This is a genomic window from Paraliobacillus sediminis (assembly GCF_003426055.1).
Window position 1 is genome coordinate 271,121 of the sequence record NZ_QJSI01000004.1, and the last position, 20,376, is coordinate 291,496.

At 36.7% G+C, this 20,376-nt stretch carries 24 protein-coding genes and 1 riboswitch; of the genes, 16 read left to right on the forward strand and 8 right to left on the reverse strand.

The window, feature by feature from the left end; genetic code table 11:
* Positions 1–9: 9 nt before the first annotated feature.
* The 6 genes from D2K60_RS20360 (at position 10) to D2K60_RS20385 (ending at position 3,899) form a co-directional block, all read left to right on the forward strand.
* Positions 10–336, forward strand: a complete 327-nt coding sequence (locus tag D2K60_RS20360) for a CHY zinc finger protein (protein ID WP_117170936.1) — start codon at positions 10–12, stop codon at positions 334–336.
* Between the two features lie 58 nt (positions 337–394).
* Positions 395–574: an H-type small acid-soluble spore protein gene (locus tag D2K60_RS20365; protein ID WP_112180194.1), complete on the forward strand. Its 180-nt coding sequence runs from the start codon at positions 395–397 to the stop codon at positions 572–574.
* 779 nt (positions 575–1,353) lie between these two features.
* On the forward strand, positions 1,354–2,220 hold the full coding sequence (locus tag D2K60_RS20370; protein WP_117170937.1) for an SPFH domain-containing protein: 867 nt from the start codon (positions 1,354–1,356) through the stop codon (positions 2,218–2,220).
* Positions 2,221–2,234: 14 nt separating this feature from the next.
* Positions 2,235–2,384 (forward strand): type II toxin-antitoxin system antitoxin, encoded by a 150-nt coding sequence (locus D2K60_RS20375; RefSeq protein ID WP_117170938.1) that lies wholly within the window; start codon positions 2,235–2,237, stop codon positions 2,382–2,384.
* 183 nt (positions 2,385–2,567) lie between these two features.
* The gene (locus D2K60_RS20380) at positions 2,568–3,107 is read left to right on the forward strand and encodes a DUF4334 domain-containing protein (RefSeq protein ID WP_117170939.1); all 540 of its coding nucleotides are present in this window, start codon (positions 2,568–2,570) and stop codon (positions 3,105–3,107) included.
* A gap of 21 nt (positions 3,108–3,128) precedes the next feature.
* Positions 3,129–3,899 carry an SDR family NAD(P)-dependent oxidoreductase gene (locus D2K60_RS20385; RefSeq protein WP_117170940.1) on the forward strand — a complete coding sequence of 257 codons (771 nt, stop codon included), beginning with the start codon at positions 3,129–3,131 and terminating at the stop codon, positions 3,897–3,899.
* A 72-nt stretch (positions 3,900–3,971) separates the two neighbouring features.
* Here the strand turns inward: D2K60_RS20385 and D2K60_RS20390 are convergent, their stop codons facing one another.
* On the reverse strand, positions 3,972–4,667 hold the full coding sequence (locus D2K60_RS20390; RefSeq protein WP_117170941.1) for a YetF domain-containing protein: 696 nt from the start codon (positions 4,665–4,667) through the stop codon (positions 3,972–3,974).
* Positions 4,668–4,847: 180 nt separating this feature from the next.
* Here D2K60_RS20390 and D2K60_RS20395 point away from each other — a divergent pair, with 180 nt between their 5' ends.
* Complete coding sequence (locus D2K60_RS20395) at positions 4,848–5,093, forward strand: stage VI sporulation protein F (protein WP_117170942.1); 246 nt, start codon at positions 4,848–4,850, stop codon at positions 5,091–5,093.
* A 63-nt stretch (positions 5,094–5,156) separates the two neighbouring features.
* On the opposite strand, the gene D2K60_RS20400 is transcribed toward D2K60_RS20395, so the two are convergent.
* Entirely contained in the window at positions 5,157–5,537 is a 381-nt protein-coding gene (locus D2K60_RS20400) for an SLAP domain-containing protein (RefSeq protein WP_117170943.1), read from the reverse strand.
* 73 nt (positions 5,538–5,610) lie between these two features.
* Here D2K60_RS20400 and D2K60_RS20405 point away from each other — a divergent pair, with 73 nt between their 5' ends.
* The 7 genes from D2K60_RS20405 to D2K60_RS20435 all read left to right on the forward strand — a co-directional run bounded on the left by D2K60_RS20405 (position 5,611) and on the right by D2K60_RS20435 (position 12,989).
* Positions 5,611–6,516, forward strand: coding sequence for a ketopantoate reductase family protein (locus D2K60_RS20405; protein WP_117170944.1), 906 nt, complete (start codon positions 5,611–5,613; stop codon positions 6,514–6,516).
* Between the two features lie 93 nt (positions 6,517–6,609).
* A complete protein-coding gene (locus D2K60_RS20410; protein WP_117170945.1) occupies positions 6,610–7,665 on the forward strand; it encodes a M42 family metallopeptidase in 1,056 nt (351 codons plus the stop codon).
* A gap of 207 nt (positions 7,666–7,872) precedes the next feature.
* On the forward strand, positions 7,873–8,892 hold the full coding sequence (locus D2K60_RS20415) for an efflux RND transporter periplasmic adaptor subunit (protein WP_162880804.1): 1,020 nt from the start codon (positions 7,873–7,875) through the stop codon (positions 8,890–8,892).
* Positions 8,893–8,905: 13 nt separating this feature from the next.
* Positions 8,906–9,607, forward strand: coding sequence for an ABC transporter ATP-binding protein (locus D2K60_RS20420; protein ID WP_117170979.1), 702 nt, complete (start codon positions 8,906–8,908; stop codon positions 9,605–9,607).
* On the forward strand, positions 9,604–10,782 hold the full coding sequence (locus D2K60_RS20425) for an ABC transporter permease (protein ID WP_117170947.1): 1,179 nt from the start codon (positions 9,604–9,606) through the stop codon (positions 10,780–10,782). Before D2K60_RS20420 ends, D2K60_RS20425 begins: the two co-directional genes overlap by 4 nt.
* An 88-nt stretch (positions 10,783–10,870) precedes the next feature.
* Entirely contained in the window at positions 10,871–11,551 is a 681-nt protein-coding gene (locus D2K60_RS20430; protein WP_117170948.1) for a response regulator transcription factor, read from the forward strand.
* Entirely contained in the window at positions 11,499–12,989 is a 1,491-nt protein-coding gene (locus D2K60_RS20435; RefSeq protein ID WP_162880805.1) for a sensor histidine kinase, read from the forward strand. The genes D2K60_RS20430 and D2K60_RS20435 overlap by 53 nt, the downstream gene beginning before the upstream one ends.
* A 5-nt stretch (positions 12,990–12,994) precedes the next feature.
* Here the strand turns inward: D2K60_RS20435 and D2K60_RS20440 are convergent, their stop codons facing one another.
* The gene (locus D2K60_RS20440; protein WP_420818833.1) at positions 12,995–14,209 is read right to left on the reverse strand and encodes a cation:proton antiporter; all 1,215 of its coding nucleotides are present in this window, start codon (positions 14,207–14,209) and stop codon (positions 12,995–12,997) included.
* Between the two features lie 270 nt (positions 14,210–14,479).
* On the opposite strand from D2K60_RS20440, the gene D2K60_RS20445 reads away from it, so the two are divergent.
* Complete coding sequence (locus D2K60_RS20445) at positions 14,480–14,749, forward strand: DUF3949 domain-containing protein (RefSeq protein ID WP_117170951.1); 270 nt, start codon at positions 14,480–14,482, stop codon at positions 14,747–14,749.
* 31 nt (positions 14,750–14,780) lie between these two features.
* Here the strand turns inward: D2K60_RS20445 and D2K60_RS20450 are convergent, their stop codons facing one another.
* Both D2K60_RS20450 and D2K60_RS20455 read right to left on the reverse strand, forming a co-directional pair.
* Positions 14,781–16,892, reverse strand: a complete 2,112-nt coding sequence (locus tag D2K60_RS20450) for a heavy metal translocating P-type ATPase (RefSeq protein ID WP_117170952.1) — start codon at positions 16,890–16,892, stop codon at positions 14,781–14,783.
* Positions 16,885–17,253, reverse strand: a complete 369-nt coding sequence (locus D2K60_RS20455; RefSeq protein WP_117170953.1) for an ArsR/SmtB family transcription factor — start codon at positions 17,251–17,253, stop codon at positions 16,885–16,887. The genes D2K60_RS20450 and D2K60_RS20455 overlap by 8 nt, the downstream gene beginning before the upstream one ends.
* A 173-nt stretch (positions 17,254–17,426) precedes the next feature.
* Between D2K60_RS20455 and D2K60_RS20460 the strand changes: the two genes are divergently transcribed.
* A complete protein-coding gene (locus tag D2K60_RS20460) occupies positions 17,427–17,846 on the forward strand; it encodes an RDD family protein (RefSeq protein WP_117170954.1) in 420 nt (139 codons plus the stop codon).
* 147 nt (positions 17,847–17,993) lie between these two features.
* Here D2K60_RS20460 and D2K60_RS20465 read toward each other — a convergent pair whose 3' ends face one another.
* The 3 genes from D2K60_RS20465 to D2K60_RS20475 form a co-directional block, all read right to left on the reverse strand.
* Positions 17,994–18,449: a hypothetical protein gene (locus tag D2K60_RS20465; RefSeq protein ID WP_205418628.1), complete on the reverse strand. Its 456-nt coding sequence runs from the start codon at positions 18,447–18,449 to the stop codon at positions 17,994–17,996.
* A gap of 80 nt (positions 18,450–18,529) precedes the next feature.
* On the reverse strand, positions 18,530–19,231 hold the full coding sequence (locus tag D2K60_RS20470) for a thermonuclease family protein (RefSeq protein WP_117170956.1): 702 nt from the start codon (positions 19,229–19,231) through the stop codon (positions 18,530–18,532).
* A gap of 92 nt (positions 19,232–19,323) precedes the next feature.
* Positions 19,324–20,046, reverse strand: a complete 723-nt coding sequence (locus D2K60_RS20475; RefSeq protein WP_117170957.1) for a DsbA family oxidoreductase — start codon at positions 20,044–20,046, stop codon at positions 19,324–19,326.
* Between the two features lie 185 nt (positions 20,047–20,231).
* Positions 20,232–20,342, forward strand: a riboswitch (TPP riboswitch).
* Positions 20,343–20,376: the final 34 nt, after the last annotated feature.

Here is a 20,376-nt window from a genome sequence, read left to right on the forward strand (position 1 = left end):
AATCAAACAGTGATTATCCATGGAAAGAACGTAGAGGGGAATGTTATCGATAACCAAACACGCTGTTCGCATTACCATCAAGTGGAGGATGTTATTGCAATTAAATTCAAGTGTTGTCAGACATATTATCCGTGTTATGAATGCCATCGAGAAGATGCGGATCATCAAGCGGAATTATGGGCCAAAGCAGAATTTGATGCGAAAGCAATTTTGTGTGGTGTTTGTGGAGCTGAAATTTCAATTACTGCATACTTAACTGGAAATTCAACTTGTCCACAATGTCAGGTAGCATTTAATCCTGGTTGTAAAACGCACCGCCATCTATATTTTGAATGAGAAATGTATAAATTAATTTTAAAGGAGAAATATATAGATGAAATAGGAGGTTATACGCATGGATGAAAAAAGAGCACAAGAAATCGTGTCTTCACCAGAAATGGTAGGCGTTAATTATAATGGTGGAAAGGTCTACATTGAACATGTCGATCAAGGAACAGGAAATGCAACTGTCCATCCACTTGATAATCCAGATATTAAACAAAGTGTGAAGGTAAATGAATTGGAAGAAGAATGATCCATTAGAAAGCATCGCTAATAAGCGGTGCTTTTATTTGTAGTAAATCAACTTTCTCAGAGTGAAACAGGAAAATAAGTCTTGGTAAACTTGAGAGAAATTGTGACATAGTAAAACTTCCTTACCCGCTACGTCAGCAAATGGATTCCCTTTCCGTGGGCACAGTCTCAGCTAACTCGGATAAGCAAAGGTCGCTTTCCGAGTGGATCTTCAACTTGTGCTGTTCCCACAGGAGTGTCATCCATTTGCTTCCTTCGCTGGTTAGCGTATCTTTTCGACGTACTTATATATTATAATTGTTAGTTTTTCTAACTGTCGTTTCAATTACATATAACAAAGCAATCTATACTCTTATTATTACAGTGTTTCAAAACTAGCGGATCAAGTGAAATTGGCGACACTCCTGCAGGAATAGCACGGGCTGAAGATCCACTCGGAAACGTTCTTTGTTTCCGAGTTAGCTGAAGCCGTGCCTGCGGAAAGGGAGCCAATTTCACTTGAGCAGTGGGTTAGATAATTCTGTTTCGTCACAGTTGATGATAATTCCGACGTAAGGAACGCTACTTTGTAATTTATAGTAACTCAGTCATAAACAACAATATTTTTTAAATGACTGTTTTAAATATTGTCAATCTATATAAAGACTCTAAGCTCATGACAGCGAACGAGTAGCACGTATTTTTTATGTGTTAAAGTAATGTTTAAAAACAAAATTCCTAATATGTATGATATAATAGTGATATCACTTTAATATCATTTATTTGTAGAGGAGTTTTTATATGACGGAGAAAAAAGCGAATGTTTCAAATGGTTTTTTGGCTATCGTAGTTATTATAGCGTTAGTAGCCGTAGGGGGTTATTTATTAGTTGGTGAACTATCAGAAGTGACTGGCAGTATGGGAATGATTGTAGTGAGCATTATATTGATACTTGCTGCACTTATCATGTGCACTGGTATTGTTTTAGTGAAGCCTAATGAAGCAAGAGTGGTGTTGTTTTTCGGTAGATATTTAGGAACACTTAGGGAAAGTGGCTTATGGTGGACAACACCATTAATTACCACACAGGTTATTAGTATTAAAGTTTTTAATTTTAATACGCCGAAATTAAAAGTGAATGATGTAGATGGAAATCCGATTGAAATTGCTGCTGTTATTGTATACAAAGTTTTAGACACGGCAAAAGCTGCATTTGATGTAAATAGTTATACTAAATTTCTTGAAACACAAAGTGAATCAGCGCTTCGATATATTGCGAGTCGCTATCCGTATGATCGGGAGAATAACGACGAACATTCCTTGCGTGGTGATTCAGAAAAGGTCTCGCATGAATTATTAGAGGAAGTACAAGAGCGACTTAAAGCAGCAGGTGTCGAAGTAATTGAAGCTCGTCTCACCCATCTTGCTTATGCACCAGAGATCGCTTCTGCAATGTTGCAACGCCAACAAGCTGCTGCCATTATTGCAGCGCGTGAAAAGATTGTTGAAGGTGCAATTGGAATGGTGCAATCAGCTATTGAGAGGTTAGAAAAGGACTTCGAGTTGGATGAGGAGCGTAAGGCAGTTATGGCAAATAATTTGATGATCGCGATTGTATCTGACAGAGGTACACAACCTGTCATCAACACTGGATCACTATATAACTAAATAGGACTGATTTAATGGCTAAAAAAAAGCAATATCCACTTAGAATCGATCCAGCGCTTTATGAGGTACTTGAAAAGTGGGCAGAAGACGATTTGCGAAGTGTTAATACCCATATTGAATATCTGCTAAGAGAAGCAGCAAAAAAAGCAAAGCGACTGAAATAGTAACGTGCCATACATCGGGTGTGTGGCACGTATTTAAACAACTCAACTTCAGCTTTGGATTGCAAGACTTCTCACGTTTAGTAAGACATATTTTCCAGTTTCACTCAGCGAAAGTTGAGTAAACAACAAGCGGAATTCATATAGATAAGGATAATGAAGACATTTGCAGAAAGGGGGAATAGCATGAGCAAAAAAGAAGATTTAGAACAAATGCTAAGAGACGGAGCTTCTCAAGCAGAAGCATTTCAATTATTTGATGCGCTTGAAGTGGTCAATTTTGAAACGATGTGGGGATTATGGAAAGGATCAGAAATCACGACAGGCCAACCGATGGAAGGGTTACTTACCGCAGCTGGTTGGTACGGGAAGCGATTTGAAAACCCTGAATCTGTTTATCCGTTAGTTTTTCAAAAACCAGATGGTACTTTGTTTACTGGTAATCCAGCCTTACTGCCATTAAGCCTGCCATTTGATAAAGTTTCCTTAAAATCTATTTCAATCGGAATGAAAGTGGTGCGTCCCTTTTTTACTACGGAGAAGAGTAGTGCAAGGCTTCGGATAATGGATTATCGAGGCAAACCAAGTGCAAGTATGGTTTATGACGCGAAAGCAATTATTGACATATTTCGCAAAGTGGATGAGACAACATTAATGGGTGTGATGGATATAAAAAATATCAAGCAAGACATGTCTTACTTTTTTGTATTACGAAAAATAAGGTAAAAGAAGAAAGGATGAAATAATATGCGTTCGATTGCTATTGTGACAGGAGCATCATCAGGAATTGGTAAGGAAATTGTTAAACGTATTGATCGTGATTATCCAACTATAGATGAAGTGTGGGTGGTTGCCCGAAGAGAAGAAAGATTAACAGAATTAGCGAAAGAAACGTTTATTAAGTTAAAAATAATTCCGTTAGATTTGGCTCGTCCAGAAAGCATAGAAACGTTAAAAGCAGAACTAGAAACATCGAAATCAAATGTAAAATTGTTAGTTAATGCGGCAGGTTATGGTAAATTCGGAAAAATTGGCGAACTACCATTAGCTGAAGAGATTGGTATGGTTCGACTGAATGTTGAAGCAATGACAGCTGTCACAAGTACAGTATTGCCTTATATTCCATCAGGAGGTAAGATTATTCAAATTGCTTCGAGTGCGGCTTTTGCTCCGCAACCGAACTTTGGGATATATGCGGCAACTAAAGCTTATGTGCTTTCTTACAGTCAGGCATTGAACGAAGAGTTGAGAGGAAAAAACATCTCGGTTACTGCGGTTTGTCCTGGACCAGTAGAAACAGAATTTTTTGATGTAGCGGAGACGTCGAATCGTGTTTCATTTATGGATGCTTTACCTAGAACAAATCCACAAGATGAAGCAAGACATGTATTAAAAGATAGTCAAAAAGGAAAGGCCGTTTCTACATATGGACCTGTCGCAACAGGATTCCGAATCGCCAGTAAATTATTGCCTGTTGGAGTTATTTTGCTGGCTACGCGTTATTATATGAAAGATTAAGTTTTTCCATTAATTAACCCGCAAGTATTGAGAGGAAAACTTGCGGGTTTCTTTATATGTTATACAGAGCTTTTAATCTAGTCCATCACTCCTATTGTCAATGTATAATGTACCATCTTTTTGAACCGCAGCATAAAAGACTTCTTCAATAGAATGGACACCAGCACTTTCTAATTGTTTCATGACCCAATCTTCATTTAAGTGCAGTTTTTTTAGGTTATTTGTATCTATTTTACCATCTGATACGATCATTGTTGGAGTGGGGGAGATGCTTGCTTTATTTTGAACTTGAAGATCCGTCTTTGCCAAAGGTTTTACCTTTTCCTTTTTATCTACAGAAAGGCTTCCGTCTGTTTCAAAAATAGCAAAATCGACGTCCGTGATGGAGAAAATATTTTTTTTCCGAAGCAATACATTCAAGGCGTCTATATCTAGACGAACTTTCCGTAATTCATTCTCCATTATTTTACCCGCTTTAATCACAACTCGAGGCTGCCCTTCAACTGCAATGCGGAATTTTTTTGATTTAAGGTCAATTATACCGATAACTATAGTTATTGCACTCCATACAATTAAAGCATATACACCATTTCGAATACTTAGCGTTTGGTCAATTGCAAGCGAGGCCCCTATTGTACCTATTGCTATTCCAGAGACAAAATTAAAAAAAGTCATTTGTGCAATTTCTTTCCTTCCCATGATTCGTGTTAAAATTAATAATGTTGCAAAGGCAATGACTAGCCTTACAGATAGAATGGAAATAGACATGATGGTAGCTCCTTTTTTATATTCTTATTTAGTACTATTTGCTTTTCAATTGAAGCTATACAGAAAAATAAATCTCAGAATTAATTATCTGGTCACATGTATTATTTGTAGCAAAGATGGTTCATTAATCCAAACCTTACATATTAGTTCTCATAAACTAATATGTAAAGGAGGGATTCGATGAGTCAAGACATGTTCAAGAATGTAGAAAAAAAGACCGGAGTAGATATGAAGAGCATTGCAAAGGTTGCAGGCGCATATAGTGGAAAGAACCTTCAAGATGAGAAAACCATAAGGCAATTAATTAAACAAGTTAGTCAACTAGCTGGAAAAAAAGTAACGAAAGAAACAGAAGATAGAATAGTCAAAATGCTAGTGAGTGGTAAGAAAATTGATGAAACTACAATTAAGAAAATGATCAAGTAACTTAAAAAAAGAGTTCAACAATTGTGTTGAGCTCCTTTTCTCGTTGAAATAATGTGATAAAAATTAATTAAGAATTTCTACTACACCATCTTTAAATGAGCAATCTGCTTGCAAACTGTCTGTTGGAAAAATAAATGTCCAGGGCATGCTTGTCTGTTTGGTAATCGTTAGAGTAGGAGAACCAAAGGTGTGCGTGGCTTTGATTAGATTCTTTTCTTTGTATTGAAGTGTTTTACCATGAAAACGAAAAGACTCTTCTGTGAAATTATGAATTAATACGGTTACTAACAATTCCCCTTTATGATTTTTGGCAACGGTTACTGGTGCTAACGTTATATCTTGAACCTGATGATGGTTTGTTTCTGAGAATATCCTTTCGATTCTTTTTCGATCTTGATCAGCGATTGTCTTGTCCCAAGCGGATTCAAATTGTAGTTGTTGCATGGATGATTACTCCTTTTTGCGATATAATTAAGTTAAGTATAACAGAAGTTGTTCTAAGGGGATGAAACTTAAATTGCAAATAAAAACGGTTTCTATTATAGGTTTAGGCGCGTTAGGGATTATGTATGCCGATCATTTTACGAAGAGGTTACCAAAAGAGAATGTGAGTATAATTGCCGATCAGGAGCGAATTGACCGCTATCAATCGGAAGGCATATATTGCAATGGAGAACGCTGTGATTTGCATTATGTCACACCAGAAGAGGCAGTAACGCCAGCTGACTTAATTATTTTTACTGTGAAATATAGTGGTTTGTCTGAAGCGATTGATGCTGTTTCTAATCAGGTTGATAAAGATACAATCATTCTATCGGCTTTAAATGGTATCTCAAGTGAAGCGGAAATTGGTGAAGTGTTAGGTCATGAAAAGGTGCTGTACTGTGTTGCACAGGGCATGGATGCTATTAAAGACAGAAATCAGGTAACCTTTCAGAATAAAGGTATGCTTTGTTTTGGTGAAGGGAATTCCGAAAAAATCGAGACTGTTGCTCACTTTTTTGATCAAGTAGAATTACCTTATCAAGTAGTTGACGATATGATCGAACGTCAATGGGGGAAATTCATGTTAAATGTTGGAGTAAACCAAGCAGTTGCTGTCTATCAAACAAACTTCCAAGGTGTACATGAAGAGGGAGAAGCGCGAAATACGATGATAGCCGCAATGCGTGAAGTTATCACGCTTTCGCAAAAAGAAGGGGTATATTTAACAGAAGCAGATTTATATTACTGGCTAGATATTTTATCCACATTAAATCCACAAGGCAAACCTTCTTTGCGCCAAGATACGGAAGCCAAGAGGTACAGTGAAGTTGAGTTATTTTCTGGGACTGTCATTCGCTTAGGTGAAAAACATGGCATCCCGACACCTGTTAACCAATACCTCTATCAACAGATAACTGATATGGAAAAACAGTATTGAAATGGTTTTTTATTAATAGCTAGAAAGATGTTGTTTCTAATACATAATACAGCTACAATAATGGTAAAGAAGAACTGAAGAGGGGGAATAAAATTGACTACATATCCGAATGTAACAGAGACGAAACGTTTGATAAAAGAGCTTGTGTCGATCCCAAGTCCATCAGGTAATACGGGAAAAGTTATTCAGTTTGTTGAAAACTATCTACGAGACTTAGGTGTGGAAACAAAACGCAATCGTAAAGGTGGATTACTTGCCTCGATTCCTGGTGAAAATAATTCAGAACATCGTATGTTGACAGCTCATGTTGATACGCTTGGTGCAATGGTAAAAGAAATAAAGCCAAGTGGTCGCCTTAAACTAGATTTGATTGGTGGATTCCGCTTTAATGCAATGGAAGGTGAATATTGCAAAATCGAAACAGCTAGTGGTGAAACGTTTACTGGGACGATTCTCATGCATCAAACCTCTGTTCACGTTTATAAAGATGCGGGAAAGGCAGAACGGAATCAAGAAAATATGGAAATAAGAATTGATGCAAAAGTAGAAAGCTTGAAAGATGTTCGCGCAATTGGTATTGAAGTCGGTGATTTTGTTTCATTTGATCCACGTGTGGAAGTGACGGATAATGGTTTCATTAAATCAAGGCATTTAGATGACAAAGCGAGTGTGGCTATCTTGCTACAACTTATTAAGCGACTGAAAGAAGAGAAGATTACGCTCCCTTATACAACACATTTTTTAATTTCCAATAATGAAGAAATTGGCTATGGTGGTAATTCAAATATTACACCAGAAACAGTTGAATATTTAGCAGTTGATATGGGTGCGATGGGTGATGGACAGACAACAGATGAATATACTGTTTCCATTTGTGCAAAAGACTCAAGTGGTCCATATCATTATGGTTTGAGAAAGAACTTAATTGCTTTATGTGAGGCAAATAAGATTGGTTACAAAGTTGATATCTATCCATTTTACGGCTCTGATGCCTCTGCAGCAATTGGATCTGGTCATGACATTGTCCACGGTTTGATTGGGCCTGGAATCGATGCTTCTCATGCCTATGAGCGCACACATGAATCATCATTGAAGCAAACGGAACAGCTTGTTTACCACTATGTGCAGGCAGACTTAGTGAAGTATTAATATTTTAAGAAGATTATCTAGCTAAGGAATGCTACTAAGTAGCGTTCCTTAGCTTTCTTTTTTTATTTAAATTTACTTATTGAAGTTTCCTTTTATTATTGTTTTGTAAATTTTTTACGCTGACATCTTTTTGACATACTAAAGGACTATACTATTTTTTGTAACAAATTAAGGAAAATAACGTTCAATGAAGAAGGGATGATAAGTTTGAAGAAATGGATTATTATACTAGCGATTGTTGTGATTGTTATTGTTGGTGGAACAACGACATATGGTTTTATTAATAGCGATGAAGAAACAGATAACAGTGCAATGGCAACAACACAAACTGCGGTAGCAGAGCTTGGCAATGTTGAAGTTAACATTAGTGGTACAGGTAGTATTTTAACAATGAATGAACAAACAATTACGTTTGATGACACTAACGCTGTAATTGAGGAAGTTTTAGTAGAGGTTGGTGATACGGTAGAAGAAGGAGATGAATTGATCACGTTTGAAGATGATGCATTCGATGCTATTGAGGCTCCTTTTTCGGGTGAGGTTACGATACTAAATGTTGTAGGTGAAGATACAGTTTCGATGGGAACAGAAATGATTGAAATAACGGATTATGATAACTTGCAAATGATAGTGAATATAGATGAATTGGATATTGCACAAATTGAAGTTGGACAAACTGCAGCAATTGACGTTAGTGCGATTACAGATAATAATTTTACTGGAACCGTTACAAGTGTTGCAAAAGAAGCAAATGATTCAGATAGCAGTGTTGCGCAATATGCTGTCGAAGTGACTATTAATGAACCAGAAGGTATTAAAGTGGGTATGACTGCTGAAGCAACAATTACAACGGAAAGTAAAGAGAATGTATTAACTGTGCCAATTGAAGCGATCCAAACACAAGGTGATCAATATTATGTGTTAATGGAAGATACATCAGCTGAAGAAGCAGTTGAAGAAGAGTCTAGTGAAACAATAACAGAAGAAAATGATGTAGCTTCAGAACAAGTAACGATAGAAGTTGGTCTGCAAAATGAAGAAGTTGCTGAAATTACCAGTGGTCTTAGTGAGGGCGATGTAATTCTTCTCGAAACAGTGCAAGCATCTGATGATACTGGAGAAGAAACAAGGCAAGACATGTTCCAAGGTGGTTTTGGTGGAGGCGCTGGAGAGAGGCCTAGTGGCGAAATACCTGCAGGTGGTGGAATGAGACCAAATGGTAATTAAGGAGGCAATGAAAATGATTGAGAATCAACGGATTGTTGAGATTAACAACCTAAGTAAGCATTATACACTTGGCGGAGAGACAGTAAAGGCATTAGATAATGTAAGCTTCTCAGTCAATAAAGGTGATTTCATTGCAATCATAGGTCCATCTGGTTCAGGGAAATCTACTTTGATGAATATGATTGGTTGTTTAGATATACCGGACACAGGTGAGTATTTTTTGGATGGTAAGAATGTTTTTGGATTAAAGCAAAGGCAATTAGCAGAAGTGCGTAATCAAAAAATTGGGTTTATCTTTCAATCTTTTAATTTATTAAAGAAACAATCAGCATATGAAAATGTAGAATTACCGTTGATATATCGCGGATTAAGTAGAAATGAACGGAAAGAGATTGTAAGGAATGCGTTAGAAAAAGTTAACATTGCAGATCGCGCTAGACACCGACCAACTGAATTATCGGGAGGTCAACAACAAAGAGTTGCTATTGCGAGGGCCCTTGCAGGAAATCCTCCAATTATACTCGCAGATGAACCCACAGGTGCATTAGATAGTAAAACAGGTCTTGAAGTGATGGATTTGATTAAAGATTTAAATAGACAAGGCCATACGATTATTTTAATAACTCATGACTTGGATATTGCTAATCAAGCAAATCGCGTTATCCATATCGAAGATGGTCGAGTAGTTGAAAGAGAGGAGGTACAGATACAGTGAAGTTTGGTCAGGTAATTAAAATTGCATATAAAAATATTGCATCAAATAAACTTAGAACATTTTTAACCATGCTTGGTGTTATCATTGGTGTTTCAGCTGTTATTGCGCTAGTTTCCCTCGGACAGGCCGCATCAGCATCTGTATCAGAAGATGTCTCTTCTTTAGGAACAACTATGGTGACCGTAAATATCCAAGGGAACACAACTACAGAAGAGGTAGTTGATTATGAAGAAGTGCTCGCATTTTCTGAATATGATGAAGTGGAAGCTGTTTCACCAACTGTATCTGGAACAGGGACAGTGAAAAATGGAACAACTAGTATGGATAGTGTATCCATAACGGGTGTAACACCGGATTATCTAGAAGTTCAGGATGCATCAGTCAGTTCTGGTCGATTTGTACTTGATATAGATCAAGATAATCGAAATAAGGTTGTCTTGTTAGGATCTAATGTAGCAAGCGAGTTATTTAGTTTCAGTAATCCGATTGGAAATGACGTGAAGATAGACGGAAATACATTTACTGTCGTTGGTGTACTTACGGAACAAGGTGAGGACTTACAAGGCTCTGTAGATGATACCGTATTACTTCCATTTTCAACAGCTCAACGATTTCTGGAACAAACGGTAGTGAATACTGTCGATGTTAAAATGGACTCAGAAGAAGTGGTTGATTTAGGAATGGCGAAGATAGAACAGTTTCTTTACAATCAATTTAGTGGGGATGATTCAAGTTATAATGTCCGAAACCAATCAGATGTATCAGACGCGTTAACTTCTATAACGGAAACAATGACACTATTATTAGCAGGAATTGCTAGTATTTCGTTACTAGTTGGTGGAATTGGGATTATGAATATTATGCTAGTCTCTGTAACCGAACGGACTAACGAAATTGGCATTAGAAAAGCAATTGGCGCGAAGAAAAAGGATATTCTTATTCAATTTCTAATTGAAGCTACACTCCTAAGTAGTCTAGGTGGACTTATAGGAGTTGTAATTGGAATAGGAAGTGCAGAATTGCTGTCTTCGATTTTAGACATGAGCATAGCTATATCATGGCTTGCAGTCGTTATTTCTGTTAGTTTTTCAATTGTAATTGGTATTGGATTTGGTATTTTTCCGGCAAATAAAGCAGCCAATTTAAGTCCTTTAGAAGCTTTAAGACATAGTTAAGGTTTATATAGTAGAGTTTGATAATAACGTATTATCAAACTCTACTTTTATATAATAATAGGGTAAATTTAACTAAAGAGGTTATGTGATGAAAACAATATTAGTTGTAGAAGATGAAAAGCCAATCTCACTTGTCCTAGGAGCTTATTTAGAAAAAGAAGGATATAATGTCGCCTATGCATATGATGGTTTGGAGGCAATACAAGGAGTCGACGAAGTAAATCCAACGCTCGTTTTATTAGACGTGATGTTGCCAGTATTAAATGGTTGGGCTGTACTTAAAAAAATTAGAGAGAAAAATTCTTGTCCAGTTATTATGCTAACCGCGATTTCCGGAACAGAGCAAACAATAAAAAGTTTTAATGAAGGTGCGGATGACTATATTACAAAACCGTTTGTGGCAGAAGAGGTAATCGCACGAGTAAGCGCCGTGTTACGTCGTTCTCCTCAGTTAGAAAGAGCGGACAAGATTAAGCTTTTTGGCACATTAAAAATCAATCTTCTCTCAGATCAGGTTTTTTTAAAGGGAATAGAAATTAAGTTTACACCAAAAGATCTATCTTTATTTATATTTCTAGTACATCATCCAAATCAAACTTTTACGAGAGAGCAATTAATTGAGAAGGTTTGGGGATATGATTACGAAGGAAGTAATCGTGCTGTAGATCTTGCTGTGAAACGAATTCGCAAATTATTGAGTGGATGGGATGCACAACATGGAGAAATTAAAACGTTACGGAACATGGGTTATCAATTTTATATTAAATAAAAGGCGTAAGAAACCATCGCTTCTGTACTATTGGACAAAACGGTATTTAGTTACGTTAGTGATCGGTTTAGTCATTATTGGTCTAGTATCGATATTTTGGATAAGACATAATACAATTGAAAACAGATTAGAATTAACGAAATTACTAGCGCAAGAACTTGCTGATAGAGCTGTAGATGAAACTTCTGGTGAAGAAATAACATTGTCGCATCTGCCTTTTATATTAGAAGAACGGGAAAACCTTTTAAATAATCAAGTACCATTACAGGTTTATATAAAAACGAATGATGGTGAATTAATTTCTCCTAATCCAATAATAAATCGTTTTGAAAATCGAACAGAAGAGATGGATTGGTTAGAAACGGTTGAAATTTCTGACCAATTAGTAGTAGAGAAGATACCTTTTGAAGCTAATAGTACAAGTTATGCAGTAATTTCACCGATTGTAGACGACGAGAAGAATATTGGGGCAGTCATTATTATACAGCGGATGGGAAGCATTGCAAGTATAAACAAGGAAGAATACCAACTGTTAGCGATGTTACTTGTCAGTATGGCCATACTTGGGTGGTTAGTTATTTATTTTTTATCGAAAAAACTTGCTAAGCCCGTTCAAGAAGTTGCTGTAGCAGCGGAAAAATTACGTAATGGAGATTATACGATTCATTTAAACGAGAATATTCAAGAGAAAGAATTACACCAACTCGTGATATCTTTCAAGGAAATGGCAATAAATCTGCAACAATTAGAAGGAATAAGATCTGAACTACTAGCAGGGGTGACACATGAATTAAAAACGCCGATCACTTCTGTAAGTGCGCTCATTCAAGCAGTTCAAGGGGATGTAGTAGATGAGGAAAGTAAGAATGAGTTCCTGCAAATGGCATTAAAAGAAGCTGGGCGACTACAGAACATGGTAGAAGATCTGTTAGATTTTAATAGTTTTACAGCAGGTTCAATTATAGTGAATTCAGAAAATCTGGATATCAAACAAACATTAAAAGAAATCATCTATCAGTGGGAAATAGTCCATGCAAAACAATTAATTGGTAAAAAACTTATATATAATTTAAGTGAAGAACAACTATATGCTATAGCGGATCCGATTCGCTTGCAACAGATTATAACGAATCTACTGAATAATGGTTTACATGCAATTAAAGGTAATGTAGATGGTCATTTAATTGTAGAGGTTTATCAGCAAAAAGAGATTATTTCGATAGAGGTAAAAGATAATGGTACTGGTATTCCGAAAGAAGAACAACCTTTTATTTTTGAACGATTTTATCGCGGTGAAGATAAAAAACATGTCGAACATGGTTTAGGACTTGGTCTACCATATAGTTTACTTTTAGCCAAGGCACAAGCTGGCGATTTATTTTTAAAGAAAAGCGTAAACGGCGAAACGGTGTTTGTAATGCACATCCCACCTAAATAACAGGCTTAGGTGGGTGAATGTTTTTTTGCATTTTTTGATAATGGATAAATTCCAAAACTCTGAATCACAAGGGATAACAATACAACAGCAAAGGATAAGGATACGATCCAATCGAGTTCGGTGCTGTTTGTATCCTTTGCGTAAAGTGTGAGTATAAGGAAAATAGACATCGTTCCTTTTAAACCTGCCCATGAGATGAGAAAGGACTCCATTAAACTAGTCGAAGTGCGCCACTGTGGAAAGATCTTTGTTGTGCCTAGTATTAGTAGAAAACGAATCACTAGTGCAGCAAGAAAAATGGTAACAGCAAAGATCCATCCATCAAAGATAAGATATGGGGCAGCTTCAATACCGATTACTAAGAATATTATGGAAAGGATTGAAAGTTCTACAATTCCCCAGAATCCGTTAAGCGCGTCTTTAAAATGATCTTCTTTAATTGTGCGACCATATTCAAATGCTAGCATCATTCCAGCAGATACGGTAGCAAGTACCCCAGAGACGCCGACAAATTCAGCAATATGAAAAATCCCGTAAGCTAAGACAATACTGAGCATTACCTGATATTCCTTATGATGGGTAAAGTGGACTGCTTTACTCATAAGCCAGCCAAAACAAATTCCAAGCAAAGCACCACCAATTGAAACAGATAAAAATTCTCGAATAAATGAAAGAGTAGAGAATGCATGATCATCAATAAACATGCTAGTTAGCACAGTAAAGACAACTATGCTTGTCCCATCATTTAACATCGATTCTCCTTCTACGAGTGTTGTAACCTTTCCATCACCAGATGATTTTTTTAAAATGGGAACCACAGATACAGGATCAGTTGGTGTTAAAATCGACGCAATAATTAATGCAGCTAGAAAAGATAGAGAGGTAAAGATGCTACCTAATAAATAAATAGTGAATCCTAGTACAACAACAGTGATCAGCAATCCGACAGTTGCCAGAAATAAAATAATCCAAGCATTTTCCTTGAATGCCTTTGGTGGAAACTGATAAGCGGAAATAAATAATAAAGCAGGCAAGAAAATGTGATAAATCATATCAGCTGTCACATTAATGGATGAAAAATAAGGGATAAAAGATAAAACGATTCCCAATAGCACTAATACAGTAGGTACAGGAAAGTTTTCCTGTTTTTTATCAATCGTAAAGATAATAAAGCCAATAAATAAGAGCCAGATAATTTGACCGATTTCCAAGAGTAGCACCTCCCATATAAGTTTTAATAGTATGCGTATCTATAGCCTTAAATAGGCAGGATTAAACGGAATATAGAGCGAACGGCTCATATAATTTGCTGAAGAGCGCATATATTCCGGCGACGGCCCATATAAATCGCGGGAGGGCGCATATATGCTGACGACGGCTCATAAATCAAGCTTAACGGCTCATAACGGATAGGGATTTGATTATATGAGCCGTCCGAGATATGAAACTTTTTGCTAGATTCGTACGTAAGTTAGTATATAGATGGGGAGATGTTTCTAATTAATTTTCTTTTAATAATATTAGGTATATATGTTGTTTTTTCACTATTGATAACACCTATTCAATACAACTATTATCTGGCAATAAAAGAAATGGAAGACAAGCAGAAGAAACAAGGCAAGAGCCAACCCGAAATGTATGAAGAGATGAGTTTTCAAGAAGACTACCTGCATTATAATGTACAATCAAATGCCTTTTTCTGGCTTCCAAATATATTTGCTGCAATTTACTATCGAATTACACATCCTAAACAAGAATAAAAGCTTGGAGTTAAAGTGCACTCCCAAGCTTTTATTCTTTAATCTTCAATAAACGTAAGCTGTTTAATGTGACGATTAATGTTGCACCCATATCAGCAAATATTGCGATCCATAATGTTAGCCAACCTGGGATAACGAGTAGCAGTGCGATTACTTTAATTACTAATGAAAAAGTGATATTTTGCTTAATAATCTTTAGTGCTTTGCGACTTAAATGAACCGTATAGGGTAATTTACGTAAGTCGTCTGACATAAGGGCGATATCAGCTGTTTCTAATGCTGTATCTGTTCCAGCACCTCCCATTGCAACGCCAACTGTTGATGCTGCAAGTGCTGGTGCATCGTTCACGCCATCACCAACCATCGCGACATGTTGCTGTTTGTCGCGTAATTGTTTAATGAAGTGAAGTTTATCTTCCGGAAGTAAGTCTGCTTCAATTGTCGAAACACCGACTTGCTTCCCGATTGCTGCTGCAGTCCGTTGATTATCACCAGTTAGCATTACTGTTTCAATTCCTAGAGTAGCTAATTTTTGGACTACTTCTTTTGATGAATCCCTGACTTCATCTGCTACGGCAATTAATAATAGAATATCCTCCGTTGTCCCTACTAGCATGACGGTTTTACCTTCTGTTTGCATGTAGGTAACTTTTGCTTTGACCTGACTATCAACTGTTTGGTGTAATGCTTCAAAAAGAGTTGGATTTCCCACATAGTATAAGGTGTCATTAATCTTTGCTTTTACACCTTTACCTGTCATCGATTGGAAGTCCTCGATCACAACATCATCAAAGTTCAACCCGTTATCATTTGCTTTTGCGATAATTGCAGATGCAAGCGGATGTTGGGAAAATTTCTCGATTGCTGCAGTGAGCTTCAATAAGTCATTTTCATTTCCACCAAAGCTGTCTATATCTGTTACAGCTGGGATCCCTTTTGTTAATGTTCCAGTTTTATCAAAAGCGATTACTTTTAGAGCGCCTGCAGCTTCTAAGTGGATACCACCTTTGATTAATACACCATGTTTGGCTGCATTTCCAATGGCAGTAACTACTGCTACGGGTGTTGAGATTACTAATGCACAAGGACAACCAACTACGAGAACAGCTAATCCTTGATAGACCCAGTCACTCCAACTAGCTCCAAAAAATAATGGCGGAATGACAGCGATTAGAAAAGCAAGAATAACGATCGCTGGCGTATAATATTTCGCGAATTTATCAACGAAAGCTTGAGAAGGTGCACGTTCTGCTTGTGCTTCCTCGACAAGGTGGATGATTTTTGCTAGTGTCGTATCTTCTACGCGTTTTGTAACTTTAACTTCAAGTAAGCCTTCTTCATTCAATGTTCCTGCAAAAACCTCATCGTCAATTGCTTTCATTACTGGCACACTCTCACCGGTAATTGCAGCTTGATTTACTGTTGATTCACCTTTTATTATTGCGCCATCCATCGCCAGTTTTTGACCCGGCTTAACGACCATAATATCACCAACTTGAATGTCAGCAACAGGAATCATCCATTCTTCATTTCCACGGCGAATTAATGCTTCTTTTGGTGCGATATCCATTAATGATTCAATCGATTGTCGTGCTTTGTCCATCGAATAACGCTCTAATACTTCACTAATCGCAAACAGAATTACAACAGTAGCGCCTTCACTCCATTGGCCAATTAGTGCGGCTCCAATAACCGCAATGGTCATTAGTGTTTTCATATCGAAGTTTAATTTACTTAGATTTTTTAAGCCTTTGTAAAATAAAGCATATCCTCCAATTAAAATTGAGGCTGCATAACCGATTGTTGGAATAAGATGTGCTTCTCCGTTTTGCTCCCCTAAAAACCAACTAATTAGCAGCAAAATTGCGGATAGATAAACTTTCCTATTTTCATTTTGCTTCCAAAAAGGTTCTTGTTCAACGGGTTTTTCATTTTCATTTCGTATCTTTAAATTTTCAAAAGCACCTGCTTTTTCTAGAGTTTCTATTGTTGTATTGCCTTCCACAGTTAGTTTAGAAGCACCAAAATTCACTTTCGCGTCTGAAACACCATCCAGGTGTCGAACGTTCTCTTCGAACGTTTTAGCACAACCTGCTCAGGTGAATCCTTGGACACGATAGGTTGTTTCTTCGTGTTTAGACATGAAGAAACACCTCCTTTTCAAGGGATAAAGCCATAATCATGACTTGCTTAATTGTTTCATTATCTAGGGAATAAAAAGCTAATTTCCCAACTTTTTGATAACGAACAATGCCTTGTTTATGGAGGCTTCGCAAATGGTGAGATGCTGTTGCAACAGTAGATCCAATGATATTCGCAATATCACATACACACAATTCTTCTTCTTGGCATAAAGCAAAAGAAATCTTAGCCCGGTTTTCATCTGCAAGTGCTTTAAAAATCTTGGCAGCACCAGCTATATTTTCCTTTTCAATATCATTTTGTATCCGTTTAACTTTCGGTTCGTCATAACAATAAATATCACACATATCTTTTTTGGCCATTATTGACACTCCTTCCATATATTCAAGTGTCTATTTGAATATAGTATATACAAATTGGAGAAAACAATCAAATGTTGGTTTGAATGTACTGTGGCAGAAAAGTTTCAATTTAAATAATTGGGTAGTGTGTTAAAATAAAATTTAGCATATTGTAAGACGAAGGAGAATGGACAATGGAAGAACGAGAAAGAGCAGGGTTTTGGAGAAGATTAGGGGCTCGAGCGTTGGATGGTATTATTGTAACGTCCTTTTTTGCGTTGGTATATGGCTTGATAAAAGGAGATATCCCAACTGATTTGACTCAAGGGTGGAGATGGCAATTAGTTATTGTAACCTATTCAACCGTACTACCTGTCTTATGGAGTGGCTATGTTATTGGGAAAAAGATATTACATATTAAAATAAGACGTAATAAGGATGATGAGCAGGTCACATTTTTCAATATGTTTATGCGTGAGGTAGTTGGCTATCAACTTATTACAGTTTTTACATTTGGCGCATCGATTATAGTCAGTTCTTTCATGATAGCATTTCGAAAAGACAAACGTGGGATTCATGATTTTGTAGGTGGGACTTATGTTAAGAGAGATTGATAATTATGATCTATCAATCTTTCAAAAAGTGATAGAAGAAATAAATGAATCCTTTATCGCCAATAAATTCGTGCCATTTATTAATATAGTATAAAAAGAACTGCACCTCTAATGGAGATGCAGCTCTTTTCTGTTTATTTATGATTGCTATTCCCAGTCAATATTTCGTTCATACCACTTCTGGTAAAAATAAATAACAGGGACGAGACTTATAATCAGTATAAAAAGTCCTAAGTTAGTCAATTTATTTAGCTCATATAAGCCGATTTTTTCGAAAACAAATGGACTTATAACAAACGCTTGAAACGCGTCAAAAACAATATTAACACCAAAAAACAACGATATATTTGGGTAAGTAAAATAAAAAAATAGTATCGTTGTGACAGGTAGAAGCCCGTATGTAAAAGATGGAATATTATTTAGAAAAGGGATTTCATTTGTAACTGTCCACCAATTGTAATTAGCAGCTATTTGGAAAATAACAGTGCTAAACAGTACGATAATAAAACCTACTGATAAAAAGCGCTTCATTCGTTTGGATTGTAGGGGTATCAATAAAAACCAGGGTGCTATAAGTAATGTCCACGAGAGAATGGCTTCCACTATGTAACCTCCTAAAAGAGTTTTAGGATAGTATTCTTCATTATTTGTCTAGTATACAGAAATAAAATGAAAATCTATTTTCATTCACATGCAATACCGTCGCCATCTCGGTCCAAATGCTTTCCATATCCAGGATCCCCTTTTGAAACAGGGCTGGCATTGGCGTCATGTACAGCAGTGCAATTTTGATAGTAAATATCCACGCTTGTTTCTTCAGTTTCACTTGTCTCACTTGTTGTTTCATTAATATCGATTGTTGTAAAACCGTCTTCTGTTACATAACCATCTTCACTCCAGATGTTACGATCAGCTTCTTTTGCTTCTGTTTCTGCGTCGTTTAGTCGATCAGAATGTGTGTATGGCGGATCATATTCGTAAGCGTAACGTGCGAATCCTTCTTCCAATAACATTTCATTAAAAAGTTCACCGTCTACCCATATATATGCCAAAAGTCGACCGTATTTATCACGCTTTGGTCCATCATATTCGATCTGAATTTGTTTTCCTTCTGCCAATGTTTCGTTAGCGAACTGGCTAGCTTGTTCACCATAGGGTTGGATAGGAAGGTTAGGATGTTTTGTCTCAGGGGTATCAACAAGTAAAAGTCGAACACTTTCCTCTTCACCATCCAAGATAATATGGACGGTATCACCGTCGACAACACGATCCACAGTTGCGGAAGGGAAATCCGAGTTTGTTTGTGTTTCCTGAAGACCACATCCAGTTAATAAGGTAAATAAGATAAGAAATAGACCAAGCTGTTTTTGTAATAAAGGTTTCATTATTCTAAGTTGTCCTCCTTGTTGGTAGCAACATTCATTTTAACATATGCAAAAAAAAAGAAGGCTTCCGATTTTTCGGAAACCTTCAATTATTATTTATCTTCTGGAATACCACATGAATCATCGGTACAGAATTCTGTTTTAGAAGTCGAAAGATCCTTAAATTTTGGCTTTGGATTTTCTTCCTCCCACACCGTATTTAGAGCATTTGTAAATGTTTCAACTGGTTGTGCACCAGAAATAGCGTATTTATCGTTAATCACAAAAAACGGTACGCCAGTCACGCCATATTGTTGTGCCAATGATTCATCAGCACGAACGTCATTAGCAAAAGCTGTTTCATCGTGGAGAACTTCTAATACACTTGTCTTATCTAACCCAGCATCTTCTGCAATCTGAACTAATGCATCTGTCTCGCTTAGATTAACGGAATCGGTAAAGTAACCATACAACAGTTTCTCTGTTAGAATTGCTTCTTTACCTAGGCTTTTCGCGTATTTTGCTAAGCGATGCGCGTTAAACGTGTTCGTTGGCTTCATTGTTTCGAAATGGAAAGTTAATCCGACACTTTCTGCTTGCTGACCAAGTCCTTCGTTAGTTTCTTTTGCTTGTTCAATTGGCATATTGTACTTTTGGGCAATTGCTTCGTGAATATTTTTACCTGCATAAATTGCTGCGTTTGGATCTAATTCAAAGCTTTTAAATTCTATTTCGACACTATCTTTTTGTGGAAATTGTTCGAGCGCTTGCTCTAATCGGCGTTTTCCAATATAGCAAAACGGACAAACAAAATCAGACCATACATCTATTTTCATTAGAACACCTCATTTATATAATTATTCTGTGCATGTTTATTCTGCCATAATCCGTAGAAAAGATGAAATGATATGCTTGAACTGTAGGCTAAATAGCAATAGATTCTAATTCATACTGACAAAATAATACTTGAATAATGTTCGAAACTATGGCAAAGTTGAAAGAGTAATTAATTGAATAGCACGTTTCAATGTAGGGGGACCAGTTTGGCTGGTTGAGATCGTATCCATATAGATACTGACCCTTGGAACCTGATCTGGCTTAGACCAGCGTAGGGAACATATATGAACACGAATAGAAGTGACTATATATGCGCCCAGGCAAATGCC

Coding starts and splice junctions, on each gene's coding strand:
- D2K60_RS20365 (WP_112180194.1), top strand. CDS start 395: ATGGATGAAAAAAGAGCACAAGAAATCGTGTCTTCACCAGAAATGGTA.
- D2K60_RS20370 (WP_117170937.1), top strand. CDS start 1,354: ATGACGGAGAAAAAAGCGAATGTTTCAAATGGTTTTTTGGCTATCGTA.
- D2K60_RS20375 (WP_117170938.1), top strand. CDS start 2,235: ATGGCTAAAAAAAAGCAATATCCACTTAGAATCGATCCAGCGCTTTAT.
- D2K60_RS20380 (WP_117170939.1), top strand. CDS start 2,568: ATGAGCAAAAAAGAAGATTTAGAACAAATGCTAAGAGACGGAGCTTCT.
- D2K60_RS20385 (WP_117170940.1), top strand. CDS start 3,129: ATGCGTTCGATTGCTATTGTGACAGGAGCATCATCAGGAATTGGTAAG.
- D2K60_RS20390 (WP_117170941.1), bottom strand. CDS start 4,667: ATGTCTATTTCCATTCTATCTGTAAGGCTAGTCATTGCCTTTGCAACA.
- D2K60_RS20395 (WP_117170942.1), top strand. CDS start 4,848: ATGAGTCAAGACATGTTCAAGAATGTAGAAAAAAAGACCGGAGTAGAT.
- D2K60_RS20400 (WP_117170943.1), bottom strand. CDS start 5,537: ATGCAACAACTACAATTTGAATCCGCTTGGGACAAGACAATCGCTGAT.
- D2K60_RS20420 (WP_117170979.1), top strand. CDS start 8,906: ATGATTGAGAATCAACGGATTGTTGAGATTAACAACCTAAGTAAGCAT.
- D2K60_RS20430 (WP_117170948.1), top strand. CDS start 10,871: ATGAAAACAATATTAGTTGTAGAAGATGAAAAGCCAATCTCACTTGTC.
- D2K60_RS20435 (WP_162880805.1), top strand. CDS start 11,499: ATGGAGAAATTAAAACGTTACGGAACATGGGTTATCAATTTTATATTA.
- D2K60_RS20445 (WP_117170951.1), top strand. CDS start 14,480: ATGTTTCTAATTAATTTTCTTTTAATAATATTAGGTATATATGTTGTT.
- D2K60_RS20455 (WP_117170953.1), bottom strand. CDS start 17,253: ATGGCCAAAAAAGATATGTGTGATATTTATTGTTATGACGAACCGAAA.
- D2K60_RS20460 (WP_117170954.1), top strand. CDS start 17,427: ATGGAAGAACGAGAAAGAGCAGGGTTTTGGAGAAGATTAGGGGCTCGA.
- D2K60_RS20470 (WP_117170956.1), bottom strand. CDS start 19,231: ATGAAACCTTTATTACAAAAACAGCTTGGTCTATTTCTTATCTTATTT.
- D2K60_RS20475 (WP_117170957.1), bottom strand. CDS start 20,046: ATGAAAATAGATGTATGGTCTGATTTTGTTTGTCCGTTTTGCTATATT.